The organism is Vibrio sp. J383 (genome assembly GCF_023503985.1).
GTDB lineage: Bacteria > Pseudomonadota > Gammaproteobacteria > Enterobacterales > Vibrionaceae > Vibrio > Vibrio splendidus.
Genome location: NZ_CP097293.1, coordinates 782,380 through 799,902 on the forward strand (window position 1 = coordinate 782,380; position 17,523 = coordinate 799,902).

The window sequence follows — 17,523 nt, forward strand, 5'->3', positions numbered from 1 at the left end:
CGTTAAATGTTGACACGTATCACGCAGATCACTAAAATACCGCCAATTTGTCTAATTTCCATAAACACGCAGTTTTTGGTGTTGCAGGAAGGTAGATTTGCAAATTAAATCAATTTTAATGCATTTTTATTTCTGGAGGTTGTCTTGAAGAAGTCAGCACTACTCGTCCTAGAAGATGGGACAGTATTTCACGGTGAAGCCATTGGCGCTGTAGGTTCTGCAGTTGGTGAAGTCGTTTTTAATACCTCGATGACGGGGTACCAAGAAATCCTCACTGATCCTTCCTATTCTCAGCAAATCGTTACCCTTACTTACCCTCACATTGGCAATACCGGAACCAATTCCGAAGATGAAGAATCTTCTTCAATCCATGCTCAAGGCCTTGTGATTCGCGATCTCCCTCTAATCGCTTCTAATTTCCGTAATGAACAATCCCTTTCTGATTACCTTAAGTCGCAAAACGTTGTTGGTATCGCTGATATCGATACTCGTAAGCTGACGCGTATTCTTCGTGAAAAAGGTGCTCAAAACGGTTGTATCGTAGCGGGTAACAATTTAGACGAAGCTTTGGCTCTAGCTAAAGCAAAAGAATTCCCTGGCCTGAAAGGTATGGACCTTGCGAAAGAAGTTACTACAAAAGAAGCGTATCAATGGAAACAAGGTTCGTGGACGCTTACGGGTGGACTTCCTGAAGCGAAAGCAGACTCTGAATTGCCATACCACGTTGTTGCTTATGACTTCGGCGCAAAACGAAACATCTTACGAATGCTTGTTGACCGCGGCTGCCGCCTAACGGTTGTTCCTGCTGAAACTTCAGCAGAAGAAGTACTCGCTCTGAACCCTGATGGTGTTTTCCTTTCAAATGGCCCTGGTGACCCAGAACCATGTACTTACGCAATTGAAGCAACAAAAGTGTTCCTAGAAAAAGGTTTACCAATCTTTGGTATCTGTCTAGGTCACCAGATTCTTGCTCTTGCGTCAGGCGCTAAGACAGTGAAGATGAAGTTTGGTCACCACGGTGCAAACCACCCGGTTAAAGATTTAGATCGTGATGTTGTGATGATTACTTCACAAAACCACGGCTTTGCTGCTGACGAAGATACGCTTCCAGAGACATTACGAGCGACTCATAAGTCTCTATTTGATGGTTCTCTACAAGGTATCCACCGTACAGATAAGCCAGCATTTAGCTTCCAAGGTCACCCAGAAGCAAGCCCAGGTCCAGAAGACGCAGCGCCGTTATTCGACCACTTTATTGAACTAATCAAACAGCACACAGTGTAATTCGGAGTAGTAGATAATGCCAAAACGTACTGACATTAAAAGTGTTCTAATTCTGGGTGCTGGTCCGATTGTTATCGGTCAAGCATGTGAGTTTGATTACTCTGGTGCTCAAGCTTGTAAAGCACTTCGCGAAGAAGGTTACCGAGTTATTCTTGTAAACTCGAACCCAGCGACAATCATGACTGACCCAGACATGGCTGATGCGACTTACATCGAACCTATCCAATGGGAAGTGGTTCGTAACATCATCGCTAAAGAGAAGCCAGATGCAGTTCTACCGACAATGGGTGGCCAAACTGCACTTAACTGTGCGTTAGATTTAGAAAAATACGGCGTACTTGAAGAGTTCGGCGTAGAGATGATTGGCGCAACTGCTGACGCTATCGATAAAGCTGAAGACCGCTCTCGTTTTGATAAAGCAATGAAATCGATTGGTCTTGAGTGTCCAACGGCTGATACAGCGAAAACGATGGAAGAGGCTTACAAAGTTCAAGAAATGGTTGGTTTCCCTTGTATCATTCGTCCATCGTTTACGATGGGTGGTACAGGCGGCGGTATCGCTTATAACAAAGAAGAATTTGAAGAAATCTGTCGCCGTGGTTTGGACCTATCTCCAACTAACGAACTTCTTATCGATGAATCACTTATCGGTTGGAAAGAGTACGAGATGGAAGTGGTTCGCGACAAGAACGATAACTGCATCATCGTATGTGCGATTGAAAACTTTGACCCAATGGGTATTCACACTGGTGACTCGATCACAGTGGCTCCGGCTCAAACGCTAACAGACAAAGAATACCAACTAATGCGTAACGCTTCTCTAGCGGTACTGCGTGAGATTGGTGTTGAAACAGGTGGTTCAAACGTACAGTTTGGTATCAACCCGAAAGATGGCCGTATGGTTATCATCGAGATGAACCCACGTGTATCTCGTTCATCTGCACTTGCTTCTAAAGCAACAGGTTTCCCAATCGCTAAGATTGCAGCGAAACTGGCTGTTGGCTTTACGCTAGACGAGCTAATGAATGACATCACTGGCGGCGCAACACCAGCATCATTCGAACCAACAATCGACTACGTAGTAACTAAGATTCCTCGTTTTAACTTCGAGAAATTTGCAGGTGCTAACGACCGTCTAACGACGCAAATGAAGTCGGTTGGTGAAGTTATGGCTATCGGCCGTAACCAACAAGAATCTCTACAGAAAGCACTTCGCGGTCTAGAAGTAGGCGCAACTGGTTTTGACGAAATGGTTGACCTAGATGCACCTGACGCTCTAACGACGATTCGCCATGAGCTTAAAGAAGCTGGTTCTGACCGTATTTGGTACATCGCAGACGCTTTCCGTGCTGGTATGTCAGTTGATGGTGTATTCAACCTAACGCAAATTGACCGCTGGTTCCTAGTTCAAATCGAAGACATCGTTAAACTTGAGCAAGAACTTAAAGCGAAAGGCTTTGCTGGTCTGAATAAAGACGAGCTAATGAAGCTTAAGCGTAAAGGTTTTGCTGATGCTCGCCTGTCTAAGATTCTAGGTGTGGCAGAAAGTGAAATTCGTCGTCTACGTGACCAATACGATATTCACCCAGTCTACAAGCGTGTAGATACGTGTGCTGCTGAGTTCTCTTCGGATACGGCTTACATGTACTCATCTTACGATGACGAATGTGAATCGAACCCAACAGACAAAGAGAAGATCATGATCTTAGGCGGCGGTCCAAACCGTATCGGCCAAGGTATTGAATTCGATTACTGTTGTGTACATGCATCTTTAGCACTACGTGAAGATGGCTACGAAACAATCATGGTTAACTGTAACCCTGAGACAGTTTCGACTGACTACGATACGTCTGACCGTCTGTATTTTGAACCAGTAACGCTGGAAGACGTACTAGCAATCGTTCGTGTTGAGAAGCCAAAAGGCGTTATCGTTCAGTACGGTGGCCAAACACCACTGAAACTGGCTCGTGAGCTTGAAGCTGCTGGCGTACCAATCATTGGTACTAGCCCAGACGCAATCGACCGTGCAGAAGACCGTGAGCGTTTCCAAGTTGCTGTTGACCGTCTTGGTCTTCTACAACCAGAAAACGCGACAGTTACAACAATGGAGCAAGCGGTAGAAAAATCTCGCGAAATCGGCTTCCCATTAGTTGTTCGTCCTTCTTATGTTCTTGGTGGTCGTGCGATGGAAATCGTATACGACGAGCAAGACTTACGTCGCTACTTCAACGAAGCAGTAAGTGTTTCAAACGAATCTCCAGTACTACTTGATAGCTTCCTAGATGATGCAATTGAAGTCGACGTTGATGCGATTTGTGACGGTGAGCGCGTTGTTATTGCGGGTATCATGGAGCATATCGAACAAGCGGGTGTTCACTCTGGTGACTCAGCATGTTCTCTTCCTGCTTACACGCTAAGCCAAGAAATCCAAGACGTAATGCGTGAGCAAGTTGAAAAGCTAGCGTTCGAGTTGGGTGTTCGTGGTCTAATGAATACGCAGTTTGCTGTTAAGAACAACGAAGTGTACCTAATCGAGGTTAACCCTCGTGCAGCACGTACAGTACCGTTCGTATCGAAAGCAACAGGCGCAGCAGTCGCTAAGATTGCAGCTCGTGTTATGGCGGGTCAATCGTTAGAGTCTCAAGGCTTTACGAAAGAAATTATCCCACCATACTACTCAGTGAAAGAAGTTGTTCTTCCGTTCAACAAATTCCCTGGTGTTGACCCACTATTAGGCCCAGAAATGCGCTCTACTGGTGAAGTTATGGGTGTTGGTGCAACGTTTGCTGAAGCATACTCTAAAGCCGAATTGGGTTGTGGCAACATCTACCCAGAAGGCGGCCGTGCACTTCTTTCTGTTCGCGAAGGCGACAAAGAGCGCGTTGTTGACCTAGCATCTAAGCTATCTAAGCTTGGTTACCAGCTAGACGCAACACACGGTACTGCAGTTATCCTTGGCGAAGCGGGTATCAACCCACGTCTAGTAAATAAGGTACACGAAGGTCGTCCTCACATTCTTGACCGTATCAAGAACAACGAGTACACGTACATCGTGAACACTGCAGCTGGCCGTCAAGCGATTGAAGATTCTAAAGTTCTTCGTCGTGGCGCACTGGCTGAGAAAGTGAACTACACGACTACGCTAAACGCTGCATTCGCGACTTGTATGGCGCACACTGCAGACGCGAAAACGTCAGTAACTTCAGTTCAAGAACTGCACGCACAGGTTAAAGCTTCTCTAGCTTAATTGACTAACGTGTATCGCTGTTAAGCGGATATAAATGCTCAAAGCCCACTCTTCGGAGTGGGCTTTTTTATGTCTGTCATCTGGTGTCGGTTAAATAGTGAAAATCTGGTGATGGCTAAATGATGAAAAATTGGAATAGGTTACAATCTTGTGTTTCGTTGTTGATTGTTTGCTCACGGTGGTAAGTTGTCGCTTCACGAGAATTTAAGGCGTTGGGTATATGGAAATCACTCTAGAAATATTGGCTATCTTGTTTGTAGTTGCAACGGCGGCAGGCTTTATTGATGCAATGGCTGGCGGCGGTGGATTATTGACTCTACCAGCATTGCTAGCGGCAGGAGTACCACCAACGCAGGCACTGGCCACCAACAAACTTCAAAGTTCTTTTGGTAGCTTCTCCGCCAGTTGGTATTTCGTACGCAACGGTATCGTGAACATAAAAGAGATGCGTCTTGCCATTCTCTGTACCTTTATTGGTTCTGCGATTGGCGCTGAGTTAGTGCAGCATATCGACGCAAGTTTGCTGACCAGCATGATCCCCTTACTGCTTATCGCCATCTCTCTCTATTTCCTATTAGCACCCCAAACTAGAGCGTCTGAAGGTAAGCAAAAGATGTCTGAAGCCGTGTTTGCTTTGTGCATTGGTGGCGGTGTTGGTTTCTACGATGGCTTCTTTGGCCCAGGAACGGGTTCTATTTTCACGGTCTGTTTTGTCGCTATCGGCCATTTCTCTTTAGTGGATGCAACGGCACGTACTAAGGTTCTTAACTTCACTTCGAATATCGCAGCTTTAATCTTCTTTATTTTGGCTGGTTTGCCCATTTGGGAATTAGGGTTAGTGATGGCGGTTGGTGGCTTTATGGGCGCTCAGCTTGGCGCTAAAGTAGTGGTGACAAAAGGGCAGAAATGGATTCGCCCCCTTGTGATCGTGATGTCGATGTTAATGGCGTCTAAACTGCTTTGGGAACAGCATCAACAATGGATTCTATCAGTATTTTAACTCGTGGTGATTGATAGCTGTTCGGCCTTACACAGATATGAATCGGTCGAATCAATCCCTTCAATTCGGCAAAACTAAACAGGTACTGAGGCTCAATATTGAGTGTTTTTACGATAGATAGCGGGATCAACGCTGGCCCTGTCCCACCCAGCGCTAACTGGGCTGCTGCGGTGTAAGCATCCATCTCCATCAAGGGTTTGATGCCGAATTTTTCAAGCACAGATAACTGATACGAGTTTGCTGGATTGGTCATATCGTTAGTGATGACCATTGGAGGAAGCTCCGTTAACGGCGACTTACTTACTATGTAAAACGGCTCATCAAACAGGTGGAATGTCATTAACCCATGATGCGGTGGCAGTAAACCAGCACACAACCCCAAGGTCGCCTTGCCAGATTGCACTCGCTCTATGATTCTTGGGGTATGGTTAGTGGTAATGGTGATGTATTTATCTTGCTGGATAAATTGGCCCATCATCTCACCTAGATAACCCGCGATCAGCGACTTAGAGCTATCTAAGGTGATGAGAGTGGTATCTTCCAACTCTTGCTGCTCATAAATAAGACCACGAAGCTCATTGAATGCAGGGCCGATACTCTCGATTAATGCAATCGCATCTGGCGTCAGTTTGATCTGTCGACCACTCGGTTCTATGAGTTTCTTGCCTAACTTCTTCTCTAAATTAGCAATCCGTTTGCTGACCGCTGATTGGCTGATATAAAGCAAACTGCCGGTGCGGCTCATGGTTTTTGCTTTACTTAAAACCAATAGAGTTTCGATTCCTTCGAGTAGCATTGGGTTATATTCATGAAAGTTGGGAATGATTAAACCAAGTTACCTCAAACGCCATTCATTCTCTAGTCTGAGCACATAGATATCAGACAAGCTAGGGGTTTTGACGTTAGCTCGTTAATTAGGAAATTAGCTCGTTAGGTTTTCTTAACTAGACTCGCGATGCGTTGGCCAAAATAGAAAGCGGTTTTAAGATCATTACTATTGATGTGATTATCGTTGCTCTCAGCCGTCTGATCATCACTGGCGACCAAACCTATACTTGAACCTGTGCGATTCAAACCTAAATTATCAATATGCTTTGAGATATCAAGGCCTGCCCAAATCATGCCATGCTGACAAGCCAGAGTGAAAAAGCTCAGTAGGGTTTGCTGTTGTTCACCGTTAAGGCTACCACCAGTGGTGAAACCTGCAGCGAGCTTATTTCGCCATGCTTTCTTACAGTAGCTATCACTGCTTGCATCCATAAAGCTCTTAAATTGAGCCGCTGGTGAGCCCATGTAGGTTGGCGCGCCAAAAATAATCGCATCACAATTGTCTAATGCGCTGAGCTTATCGTCATTGTCAAATCTTCCTTCGACTATTTCAGAAGAGAGCACCTCGATGAGCAGTGCTGAGTTAGATTGTTGAGTGTTAATGCCTTCTGCGATTGTCTCAGCGATTTGCTTAGTCGCTCCATTCTTAGAGAAGAAAACAATGCCCACTTTATTGATACTCATTTTGAACTCCTTATTGGCAGACTATATTAGTAAATAAAATAATTTATAAAGATATTGGTTTACTAATATAGCCTGTTAACTAGGTAAGTAAACAAAAAGCATTACTAACTCATAAGCTAAGAGCTAACAAGCTAACTAAATTGAGTGTCAGGAAAAAAGGGGGATCTTTAAAGGGAGAAATCGAGGGTATAAGTACTTTGAAAGCGAATTTAAAAAGGCCCCTTTGCGGAGCCTCTTAGTCATCGTTCTATCTACTTGATAGCGAAGGTAGGCAATGACAAGTGCCAGCGAATAGCGCCAAGCCTAATCAATAGTGTTGTGAACACACCGGCCAAAAATGCGGTTTCTGAATCGTGCCCCATGAGAATCGCCATGGTATGGAAAGCACCACCAATGATACAAGCCGTGGCGTAGACTTCACTTCTTAAGATCATCGGCACTTCACGGGCAAGCACGTCACGGATAATACCGCCACCACAGCCTGTGATAACACCCATGATAATAGCCACTAATGCCGAGTCTTGATAATTCAGCGCTTTCTCAACACCAATGCCAACAAATACGGCTAAGCCTATCGCATCACATACCGGCAATATCCACCAAGCCAGACGTTTAGGACGTCTTACAATAATCATGGTCAGCAAACAGGTAGTGATAATGACCCAAAGGTAGGTGGTATCGGTGATCCAAAACACGGGAGTCGCACCCAATGCCATGTCACGGATAGTGCCGCCGCCAATCGCGGTCACGCTGCCTAGAACGGCGACACCAAAGGGGTCCATCTTAAGACGGCCAGCGACGAATACGCCTGAGACAGCAAAAATGGCAGTGCCAAATAAATCGATAATATAAAGCAGCATGGAGTCCATGATACTGGTGCTCTTATAGTTAAAATTGTAGGGACAGGTCGGTGGCGAATTGTACGAAAAAACGCAGCAAATAGTTAGTGATTTTGCCTAGCTCTATCGAAGAAATCGCATACTTGTTGGATCGCTTTCAAAGTTCTCGTTGTCGGGCGATTAATCCAGTCAGAATTGAGTGACCAAATCTGATTTTGAGCGACTGCTGGGATCTCGTCCTCCCAAGTTTGCCACATGGTTCCATTCTCAATTGCGTGCTGAGAAGTGAAGATCACTTGCGGTTTCCTTAATACAACTTGTTCAATACCAACTTGTGGATAAGGGGAAGCGCTGTCTTCGAAAATATTCTGGCCACCACAAAACTCAAACACCTCACTTGGCCAGTGCCCTTGAGCGACGGTGATGATCGGCTTTTCACTTAGCTGATAAAAGTAGTTTACGGGTTCGGCATCTTTATATTTTAGTCTCAATGCGTTGAGTTTTTCTTTGTATTGCTTGGCATTGTTTTCCCCAATACTCGGATCACTGGAGTATTGGCTGAGTTGTTCAATATTGGTCGCAATGCTATCTAGGCTTTTGGTTCTCGAGTAGTAAATATTAAACCCAAATTGCTCTAGTTTCGCGAGCTCTCTGGGCGGGTTTCCCGCTGGCCACGCAAGAATCAAATCAGGTTGCAGTGCGATGATCTTCTCTACCTTGATGCCTTGATAGTTTGCCACTTTTTCAAGCTGGTCTGCTTGTGGTGGGTAATCACTCCGCTCACTTACCGCAACAAGGTTATCACCTAAGCCAGCACTGTACGCGAGTTCAGTGGCGTGAGGAGCAAGGCTTACTACGCGTTGAGCTGGCTGTACTTTTTCTGGAGTCAGCGATGTTTCTTCCGCAAATGATAAAGGCAGCCATAAGCTGGAAGACAAAAGAGTAAGGCTTGTAACAAGTGCTGAAGGTTTCACTCTAAATCCCTTGGTGAACAAATAGTAAGATTAGGCTTTGTAAAAATATCCAGATAGCAATACGACCAAACAGCAGCTTCTGAACCTGAGATAGATGCAGAGCTGATGGGGCGATTCTTCCACCCAATTTTGCGCGAATGGCTTTGGTGTTGTTGTAAATAGCAGGGCCACCCAATGATAATTCCAGCTTGTTGCCAACGGCCGTGATCAACCAAGCAGGCCCAGGCAGTGGCCAAGAACGGCTTTGGGCAAGCATCATCTTAAATGTGTGCATTGCTTTATCACCACATACGATCATCAAAGCAAACAAACGCATCGGTATGAATTCGAGGATAGCGACTATCTTGATAGCCGTTGAGCCGAACGGAGAAAATTGCTTGCGACTTGGCGACCAAGCTCGAGCTAACTCGACTACAAGGCGATACATTAAAGCCGCAATTCCACCACCAATGGCGTACCAGAATAAAACGCATACCACATTGCGAGCGTAACCCATGATGATGGTTTCAGCAGCGGCTTTGCCAAGCCCAAGTGATGACAGTGATTCAGTTTGACGATTTACAACCGGAGCCAGTAACTGACGAGCGGCAGCTTTATCTTCTCGACCAAGCGCTTTGATCAGCTGATTTGCTAGCTTTTCATTATTGCGCCAATCAATCGCCAGTAATAACAGCGCTAATTCAAACAGTTGAGATTGCCAAACCAATGGTTGCAGTGCCAATAGAATTATCAGAGTCGGCAGTACCATTACGCCCCAGGCTAATGTGCCCGAGATTAAGCTTTGGGAATAGTTTTGGTTGTTATTAACCTTGCTTGCTAAAAGCTCAGCAAACTTATGCCATAAGGTCGTAGGGTGTGCGGCATGGGGGATAGGTAAAATCAAATGAAAAAGCAGTGCTCCCCACATTACAAGGAGCACGCCATTTGCAAATACCTGATCAAACAGTGTTTGCATGTCTAGTCGCTTACTTTAGTAGGGCAACCATCTTGATAACCATTTCTGAAGAGCTTTGAGCTGCTAGTGGCAGGAACTCTTCGAAGCTCATTGGTGATTCTTTGTCTGCAACGTCAGATATTGCACGAACAACCACGAATGGTACTTGGAATTGGTGGCAAGCTTGAGCGATAGCAGATGCTTCCATCTCTACAGCAACGACAGATGGGAAGTGCTTGCGGATGAACTCTTGGCGTTCTGCTGTGCAAACAAATGCGTCGCCAGTACAGATAAGACCGCGAACGGCGTGCTTATCTTCCATTTGCGCTAGTGCTTGTTCAGCAACAGCCATCAGTTTGTCGTCCGCTTTGAACGCTGCAGGTTGACCTGCCATTTGACCGATTTCGTAACCGAAAGCTGTAACATCTGCATCGTGGTGACGAACTTCAGTTGAGATAACCACATCGCCAAGGTTCAGTGTTGAATCAAAACCGCCAGCAGAGCCCGTGTTCAGTACTACGTCTGGTTGGTATTCGCTTAGTAGGATTGAAGTACCCACTGCAGCGGCCACTTTACCAATGCCTGATTGAAGCAAAACAACGTCAACACCATTTATCTGACCAGAGAAAAAGGTACAACCGCCTTTATTAACTTCAGTAATGTCTGAAATTGCTGCCTTTAGGATCGCAACTTCTTGCTCCATTGCGCCAATGATGCCGATTTTCATGTGTAGTCTCTTAATAAATAATATTTAAACAGTAGAGCGAAATTGTAGCATGGATAAGAAGTGTCGAGCGACTGCCCAGAGGCACTTCTCATCCGAATAGCAGCGATTTATCTGCGTATTCTTTTATCTATTTGATCAGGCCTTCGCTTTTTAAGCTAGCGCGAAGTTGTTCAGCACGCTTTCGGTTTACGCCAAAATCAGAGTGACCAGTACGAGACTCTGAACGCACGATCAGTTTGCCATCAGTGATCTTAAGTTCTAAGTCATCGACAAAGCGCATGATGCGAGAAGTACATTCAACGCGCAGGTAATCTTCTGTTTTACTCGCGGTTTTCGATCCCGGTAAGGTTAGCGCAACCTGCTCAATCGCATCTAAGTTTGCTGAATCTGATAACTCAAACGCGGCCAATGTATGCTGTTCACGGTCATCTTGAGTTGATACGCAGTTTGGTTTGTCTCCACAAGGTGATGAAGTTCTGTCTTTCATGTCCGTGATTCCTTGGCTACAAGCGGTTAAGGTCAAAAGAGATAGAGAAAGGAGAGCGGCTTTTTTCATAGTGTTTCCTAGGGCGTTGTTTTAATTGTAGTTATAGGTATTGGCTTGTTTGCGATTGTTTTACGTATTTTTCGATATGCTTGTGATAAACGTATCTAATTCAAAAAAGGATCCATCATTGGATCCCTTTTTTTATAGTAACGGCCTGAGTAATAAAGGAAACCTTAGATTAGTCACACTTCTAGGTAATCCAATATTCCTTCCGCTGCTTTACGGCCTTCATCGATAGCGGTCACCACTAAGTCAGATCCTCGAACCGCATCACCACCTGCAAAGATCTTACTGTTGGTGGTTTGGTATTGAAATTCTTGTTTACCGGAAGCCTTGATGCGACCCCATTGATCGATCTCTACACCAAATGGTTCTAGCCACTCCATTGCATGAGGTTGGAAACCAAATGCCATGATAACGGCGTCTGCTTCAAGAACATGCTCACTGCCTTCTACGGGTTCCGGACGACGGCGACCTGCGTCATCGGGTTCACCTAGCGCCGTTTTCACCACTTTGACGCCAGTAACATGACCAGATGAATCGGTTTCCAATGCTAATGGCTGAAGGTTGAACATGAACTTCACGCCTTCTTCTTTTGCATTCTTCACCTCACGGCGAGAGCCTGGCATGTTGGCTTCATCTCGGCGATAAGCACAGATGACGTTAGCAGCATGCTGACGAATAGACGTTCGTACACAGTCCATCGCGGTATCACCACCACCAAGCACAACCACTTTTTTGCCCTTCATGTCGATGAATGGCGTTGGGTTATCCAGTTCCATGACCTTGTAAGTATTGGAAACAAGGAAGGGTAGGGCATCATAAACGCCCGGCGCTTCTTCGTTGTCTAACCCTGCTCGCATGTTTTTATAGGTACCGACCCCTAAGAAAACGGCATCATAATCATCAACAAGTTGTTGAAGCTGAACGTCTTTACCGACTTCGGTATTCATCTTAAACTCGACGCCCATACCACTAAAGATACGGCGACGGTTTTCCATGATGCCTTTCTCGAGTTTGAACGATGGGATACCAAACGTTAGCAGGCCACCGATCTCCGGATAGCGGTCAAATACTACGGCCTTCACACCATTTCGAACTAAGATATCAGCTGCAGCAAGACCAGCGGGGCCTGCGCCTATGATTGCGACCTTTTTGTCGGTCCATTCAACGTGAGACATGTCTGGTTTCCAGCCCATCTCAAACGCTTTGTCATTGATGTATTTTTCAATGTTGCCGATGGTTACTGCGCCGAAATCGTCGTTGAGGGTACAAGAGCCTTCACATAGACGATCTTGAGGACAAACTCGGCCGCAAACCTCAGGCAAGCTGTTGGTTTGGTGGGACAGTTCAGCTGCTTCGATAATACGCCCCTCATTGGCAAGTTTGAGCCATTGAGGGATGTAGTTATGGACTGGGCATTTCCATTCACAGTAGGGGTTACCACAGTCTAAACAGCGGTCGGCTTGTGCCTTAGCTTGTTGCTTCGTGAAAGGTTCGTAGATCTCTACAAACTCAATCTTACGTATCTTGATTGGTTTCTTCGCTGGGTCTACGCGATTCACATCAATAAATTGGTATACATTCTGGCTCATGATTGGCTCCTTCCAATTATTGCGCTTGAACACGAAGTTCAGCAGAGCTGCGGCTTTGGTGACCGAGCAAGGTGTTGAGATCCGCCGTCTTCGGCTTCACTAGGTAGAACTTTGGAATCCATTCATCAAAGTTCGCCAGAATAGCTTCAGCGTGTACTGAGCCAGTCTCTTCTAAGTGCTCCGCAATCAAGCCGCGCAGGTGTTCTTGGTGGATAAATAGGTCAGACAAAGAAAGTGCTTCGACCGACTCGTTGTTTACACGGCCTTGGAAGTCTTCATTCTTATCCATCACATAAGCAAACCCACCTGTCATACCGGCGCCGAAGTTCACTCCGGTTGCGCCAAGAATGGCAACAATACCACCGGTCATGTATTCACAGGCATTGTCACCTGCACCTTCAATCACGGCAACGGTGCCTGAGTTACGTACGCCAAATCGTTCGCCTGCAGTACCTGCTGCAAATAGCTTGCCTCCGGTCGCACCATACAAACAAGTGTTACCGATGATGGTCGCTTCGTTACAAACAAATGCAGTGCCTTGGTGAGGTTTGATAACCACCTTACCGCCCGCCATGCCTTTGCCGACATAGTCATTGGCATCGCCTGTCAGATATAGCTCGACGCCACCCGCGTTCCAAACTGCAAAGGATTGGCCTGCTGTGCCATCGAGATACAACTTGATTGGTGAGCCCGCCATGCCTTGGTTACCGTAGCGTTTCGCTATTTCGCCAGAGATACGAGCGCCAATCGAGCGATCGGTGTTGATTACGTTGTAGTAAAGGCTGGTGGATTGACGTTTCTCAATCGCATCAATGGCGTCATCAAGGATCTGTTGGTTGAGTTGAGCCTTATCAAACGGTGCGTTTGGCTCTGTCCAAAACAGTGGGTGACCTTCCGCAGATACTGGAGCTTCCAATATCGAAGAGAGATCGAGCTTGCTCTGTTTCGCAGTGAGGCCTTGAACGGCTTCAAGCAAGTCAGTACGACCAATCAGATCAGTAAGTTTCTCTACGCCAAGTTCTGCAAGGTACTGGCGAACTTCGTCGGCTAGGCCGGTAAAGTAGTTCACTACCATGTCAGGCAGGCCTTTGAAGTATTCACGGCGTAGTGTTTCATCTTGAGTCGCCACACCCGTTGCACAGTTGTTTAGGTGACAAATTCGTAAGAACTTACAACCCATCGCGACCATTGGCGCAGTACCAAAACCAAAACTCTCTGCACCTAAAATCGCGCCCTTGATAACATCGAGTCCGGTTTTTAAACCACCATCGACTTGCAAGCGGATCTTATGGCGTAGGCCATTGGCTACCAATGCTTGTTGAGTTTCCGCTAAGCCAAGCTCCCAAGGGCAACCTGCGTATTTTACCGAGGTCAATGGACTTGCCGCGGTACCACCGTCGTAGCCAGAAATCGTAATCAGGTCGGCATAGGCTTTCGCCACACCAGTAGCAATGGTGCCCACACCCGGTTCAGATACTAACTTCACTGAAACCAAGGCTTTCGGGTTCACTTGTTTTAGATCGAAAATCAGTTGCGCCAGATCCTCGATAGAATAAATATCGTGGTGCGGAGGAGGGGAGATCAGTGTTACCCCTTGAACTGAGTATCTCAGTTTGGCGATTTCTGCGGTGACTTTATGTCCTGGCAGTTGGCCACCTTCGCCCGGCTTCGCACCTTGTGCAACTTTGATTTGCAGAACATCCGCATTGGTTAAGTAATGTGGCGTCACACCAAAGCGACCGGAAGCTATCTGCTTGATGCGAGAATTACGATCAGTACCAAAGCGTCGTGGATCTTCACCACCTTCACCAGAGTTGGAGTAGCCTCCTAATCGGTTCATCGCCATGGCCAGTGCTTCATGAGCTTCAGGGCTTAAGGCACCAATCGACATCGCTGCAGAGTCGAAGCGTTTAAAGAGATCACTGCTCGGTTCGACTTTTTCTAATGCTAGAGGTTGAGCTGCTTTTTTAAGGCTCATTAAGTCACGCAACATGGCAGCAGGACGAGCATTAACTTGCTTCGCAAAAGATTGATAATCTGATGTTTCGCCTGTCTTTACGGCGGTTTGTAAGGTACTGACTACGTCTGGGTTGTAGGCGTGGTATTCGCCGCCATGTACGTATTTGAGCAAGCCACCATGTTCCAGTGGTTTACGTTTAGTCCATGCTTTACGAGATAGGTTATAGATATCTTGCTGGAAGTCGCTAAAGCTAGCGCCTTGGATACGAGTCGTTACGCCTCGGAAACACAAGTCAACGACATCGGTATGCAAACCGACCGCCTCAAATAACTGCGAGCAGCGATAAGAAGCAATCGTCGAGATACCCATCTTCGACATGATCTTATACAGACCTTTGTTGATGCCGTTTTGGTAATTTTGCAATGCAGTGCGATAGTCTTTATTTAAAGAACCATCGTCCAACATTTTGCCCAATGCTTCATAAGCGAGATAGGGATAAACTGCGGTTGCACCGAAGCCAAGCAGAACTGCAAATTGGTGCGGGTCACGTGCGGTTGCTGTCTCAACCACGATGTTGGCATCACAACGTAGGTTGTTGTCAGCAAGTCTGGTTTGCACTGCACCTACAGCCATCGCTGCTGGAACAGGGAGCTTGCCTTTCTCTAAGTGCTTGTCTGAAAGAACAATCAAAACAGCACCATCACGGACCTCTTGCACCGCACGATCACACAAGTCATTAATGGCTTGTTCGAGATCTTTATCAGCAGGATCATAGTGCATGCTAAGAATCGCGTGGCTATAGTGTTTTTGATTTAACTGCAGAAGTTGCTGCATGTCAGAGTAGACCAGAACTGGCGAATTAAATGTCACACGGTAGGCGTGACCGTCTGTTTCGCAGAACACGTTCATCTCTTGGCCGATACTGGTGGCTAAAGACATAACATGCTTTTCACGCAGTGGATCAATCGGTGGGTTGGTGACCTGTGCAAACATTTGACGGAAATAGTCAGTGACGAGACGTTCTTTCGAAGAGAGCACAGCCATCGGCGTATCATCGCCCATCGAGCCTACGGCCTCTTGTCCCATATCACCAAGCACACGCAGTACTTGGTCCGACTCTTCGTTGCTCATCGCAAACTGTTTTTGGTAGGTCTTGAGCGTGTCATCGTCAAAGCTGCGCTTACCGACTTGCTCATCGGGCAGATCGGAAAACGGTGTGAGTTTGTGAACGTTCTTTTCCATCCACTCTTTATAGGGATGGCGACCTTTAAGGTCATTATCGATCTCGTTAGATTGCCACAGTTTACCGCGGCGCGTATCTATGACGAGTAGTTCACCCGGGCCGACACGCCCTTTCTCTGCCACCTCGTCTGGCGCGTAATTCCAGATGCCCACTTCAGATGCCAGCGTGATCAGGTTGTCTTTGGTAATCACATAACGCGCAGGGCGTAAGCCGTTTCTATCTAGGTTACACGCAGCGTAACGACCGTCAGAAAGGACGATACCTGCAGGGCCATCCCACGGTTCCATGTGCTTGGAGTTGAAGTCGTAGAATGCACGCAGATCGGGATCCATGTCTGGGTGGTTTTGCCAAGCGGGCGGCACGAGCATACGCATCGCTCGGAATACATCCATACCACCGGCAAGGAACAGGTCGAGCATGTTATCTAGGCTTGATGAATCTGAGCCTGTCTCATTCACAAAGGGTGCGGCCGTTTGTAAATCGGGCAGCAGTGGTGAAGAGAATTTATAGGCACGAGCTTTAGCCCACTGACGGTTACCTTCGATGGTATTGATCTCACCATTGTGCGCCAAATAGCGGAATGGCTGAGCCAGTGGCCAACGCGGCTGAGTATTGGTTGAGAAGCGCTGGTGGAACAGGCATATCGCCGATTCCATACGTAAGTCAGCAAGATCGAGGTAAAATCGCGGAAGATCGGCCGGCATACACAGGCCTTTGTAAACCATGACTTGTGTCGAAAGGCTACAAATATAGAAATCTTTGTCTTCGGTGATCTGTTTTTCAATTCGACGACGAGCGATATAAAGGCGTCGTTCAATATCGCGTTCACGCCACCCCGCGGGTGCCGAGATAAACACTTGCTGAATATTGGGAACAGAATCTTTGGCGATTGGACCTAATACGTCGGTGTTGGTCGGCACGACACGCCAACCTGCAACGGTTAAAGTTTCTTGAGCTAGCTCTTTATTGACGATGTCTTGCGCGGATTGCGCTTTGATTGGGTCTTGGCTGAAGAAAATCATGCCGACAGCGTATTGCTTGCCGAGCTTGAAGTTATTCTCTTCTGCAATAATTCTGAGATAAGAGTCTGGCTTCTGTAGCAATAAGCCACAGCCATCTCCTGTTTTACCATCCGCAGCAATACCACCACGGTGTGTCATGCGATCGAGGGCTGAAATAGCAGTTCGTACCAACTTATGACTCGGTTGGCCTTCCATTTGCGCTATTAAACCAAATCCACAGTTGTCTTTTTCAAGACTAGGATCATATAGAGCCATTGCAATTCTCCCTTTTGCTTCTCTGTCATCCAGACAGTAAATGACTAACTATTCATATACTTGTTATTTTTTATAAGCTTATAGTTTGTCTTTAGCTAGTTAAAACGTTATTGGTTGTGTTAACAAAACCGATTGGTTTTATTTTCACCAGCTTTACAACGTATAGCTAATTGTGTTTAAGGTCAAGTTCATGGTTAATTATCATGCGTAAACGCGATTAACCACGTAATAATCTAAAATAGTAGAATGATATCAAAGGGATATAAAAGGTAGATGTTAATGGAATTTAACATGTGTAACGAAGGGAATGTCCTAGGAGCCGTAAGGCAGATAGAAAAAAGGCTAGCATCGAGTGCTAGCCAAACATAAAAGTTAGGAAGGGTG

General features: G+C 46.3%; 12 protein-coding genes. 3 read left to right on the forward strand and 9 right to left on the reverse strand.

Going from position 1 to position 17,523, the window contains the following annotated elements:
* The first annotated feature begins 144 nt into the window (after positions 1–144).
* The 3 genes from carA (at position 145) to M4S28_RS03585 (ending at position 5,531) form a co-directional block, all read left to right on the forward strand.
* Positions 145–1,284: a glutamine-hydrolyzing carbamoyl-phosphate synthase small subunit gene (carA, locus tag M4S28_RS03575; protein WP_017084775.1), complete on the forward strand. Its 1,140-nt coding sequence runs from the start codon at positions 145–147 to the stop codon at positions 1,282–1,284.
* A gap of 16 nt (positions 1,285–1,300) precedes the next feature.
* Positions 1,301–4,531 (forward strand): carbamoyl-phosphate synthase large subunit, encoded by a 3,231-nt coding sequence (gene carB / locus M4S28_RS03580; RefSeq protein ID WP_017077692.1) that lies wholly within the window; start codon positions 1,301–1,303, stop codon positions 4,529–4,531.
* 220 nt (positions 4,532–4,751) lie between these two features.
* Positions 4,752–5,531, forward strand: coding sequence for a TSUP family transporter (locus tag M4S28_RS03585; RefSeq protein WP_017080245.1), 780 nt, complete (start codon positions 4,752–4,754; stop codon positions 5,529–5,531).
* On the opposite strand, the gene M4S28_RS03590 is transcribed toward M4S28_RS03585, so the two are convergent.
* From M4S28_RS03590 to gltB, 9 genes are all read right to left on the reverse strand, one after another.
* A complete protein-coding gene (locus M4S28_RS03590; RefSeq protein ID WP_017080246.1) occupies positions 5,482–6,327 on the reverse strand; it encodes a LysR family transcriptional regulator in 846 nt (281 codons plus the stop codon). The genes M4S28_RS03585 and M4S28_RS03590 overlap by 50 nt on opposite strands.
* Positions 6,328–6,461: 134 nt before the next feature.
* Entirely contained in the window at positions 6,462–7,043 is a 582-nt protein-coding gene (locus M4S28_RS03595; protein WP_249632322.1) for a flavodoxin family protein, read from the reverse strand.
* A 251-nt stretch (positions 7,044–7,294) separates the two neighbouring features.
* Positions 7,295–7,912, reverse strand: coding sequence for a TRIC cation channel family protein (locus M4S28_RS03600; RefSeq protein WP_004734978.1), 618 nt, complete (start codon positions 7,910–7,912; stop codon positions 7,295–7,297).
* A gap of 74 nt (positions 7,913–7,986) precedes the next feature.
* A complete protein-coding gene (gene btuF / locus M4S28_RS03605; RefSeq protein ID WP_249632323.1) occupies positions 7,987–8,856 on the reverse strand; it encodes a vitamin B12 ABC transporter substrate-binding protein BtuF in 870 nt (289 codons plus the stop codon).
* A gap of 1 nt (position 8,857) precedes the next feature.
* A complete protein-coding gene (locus M4S28_RS03610; protein WP_102494924.1) occupies positions 8,858–9,811 on the reverse strand; it encodes a cobalamin biosynthesis family protein in 954 nt (317 codons plus the stop codon).
* Positions 9,812–9,821: 10 nt separating this feature from the next.
* Positions 9,822–10,517: a 5'-methylthioadenosine/S-adenosylhomocysteine nucleosidase gene (gene mtnN / locus M4S28_RS03615; RefSeq protein ID WP_017090520.1), complete on the reverse strand. Its 696-nt coding sequence runs from the start codon at positions 10,515–10,517 to the stop codon at positions 9,822–9,824.
* A 127-nt stretch (positions 10,518–10,644) separates the two neighbouring features.
* Complete coding sequence (locus M4S28_RS03620) at positions 10,645–11,073, reverse strand: DUF1499 domain-containing protein (RefSeq protein WP_065207238.1); 429 nt, start codon at positions 11,071–11,073, stop codon at positions 10,645–10,647.
* A 173-nt stretch (positions 11,074–11,246) separates the two neighbouring features.
* Positions 11,247–12,659, reverse strand: a complete 1,413-nt coding sequence (locus tag M4S28_RS03625) for a glutamate synthase small subunit GltD family protein (protein ID WP_249632324.1) — start codon at positions 12,657–12,659, stop codon at positions 11,247–11,249.
* Between the two features lie 16 nt (positions 12,660–12,675).
* Positions 12,676–17,139: a glutamate synthase large subunit gene (gene gltB / locus M4S28_RS03630; RefSeq protein WP_249632325.1), complete on the reverse strand. Its 4,464-nt coding sequence runs from the start codon at positions 17,137–17,139 to the stop codon at positions 12,676–12,678.
* Between the last annotated feature and the right edge of the window lie 384 nt (positions 17,140–17,523).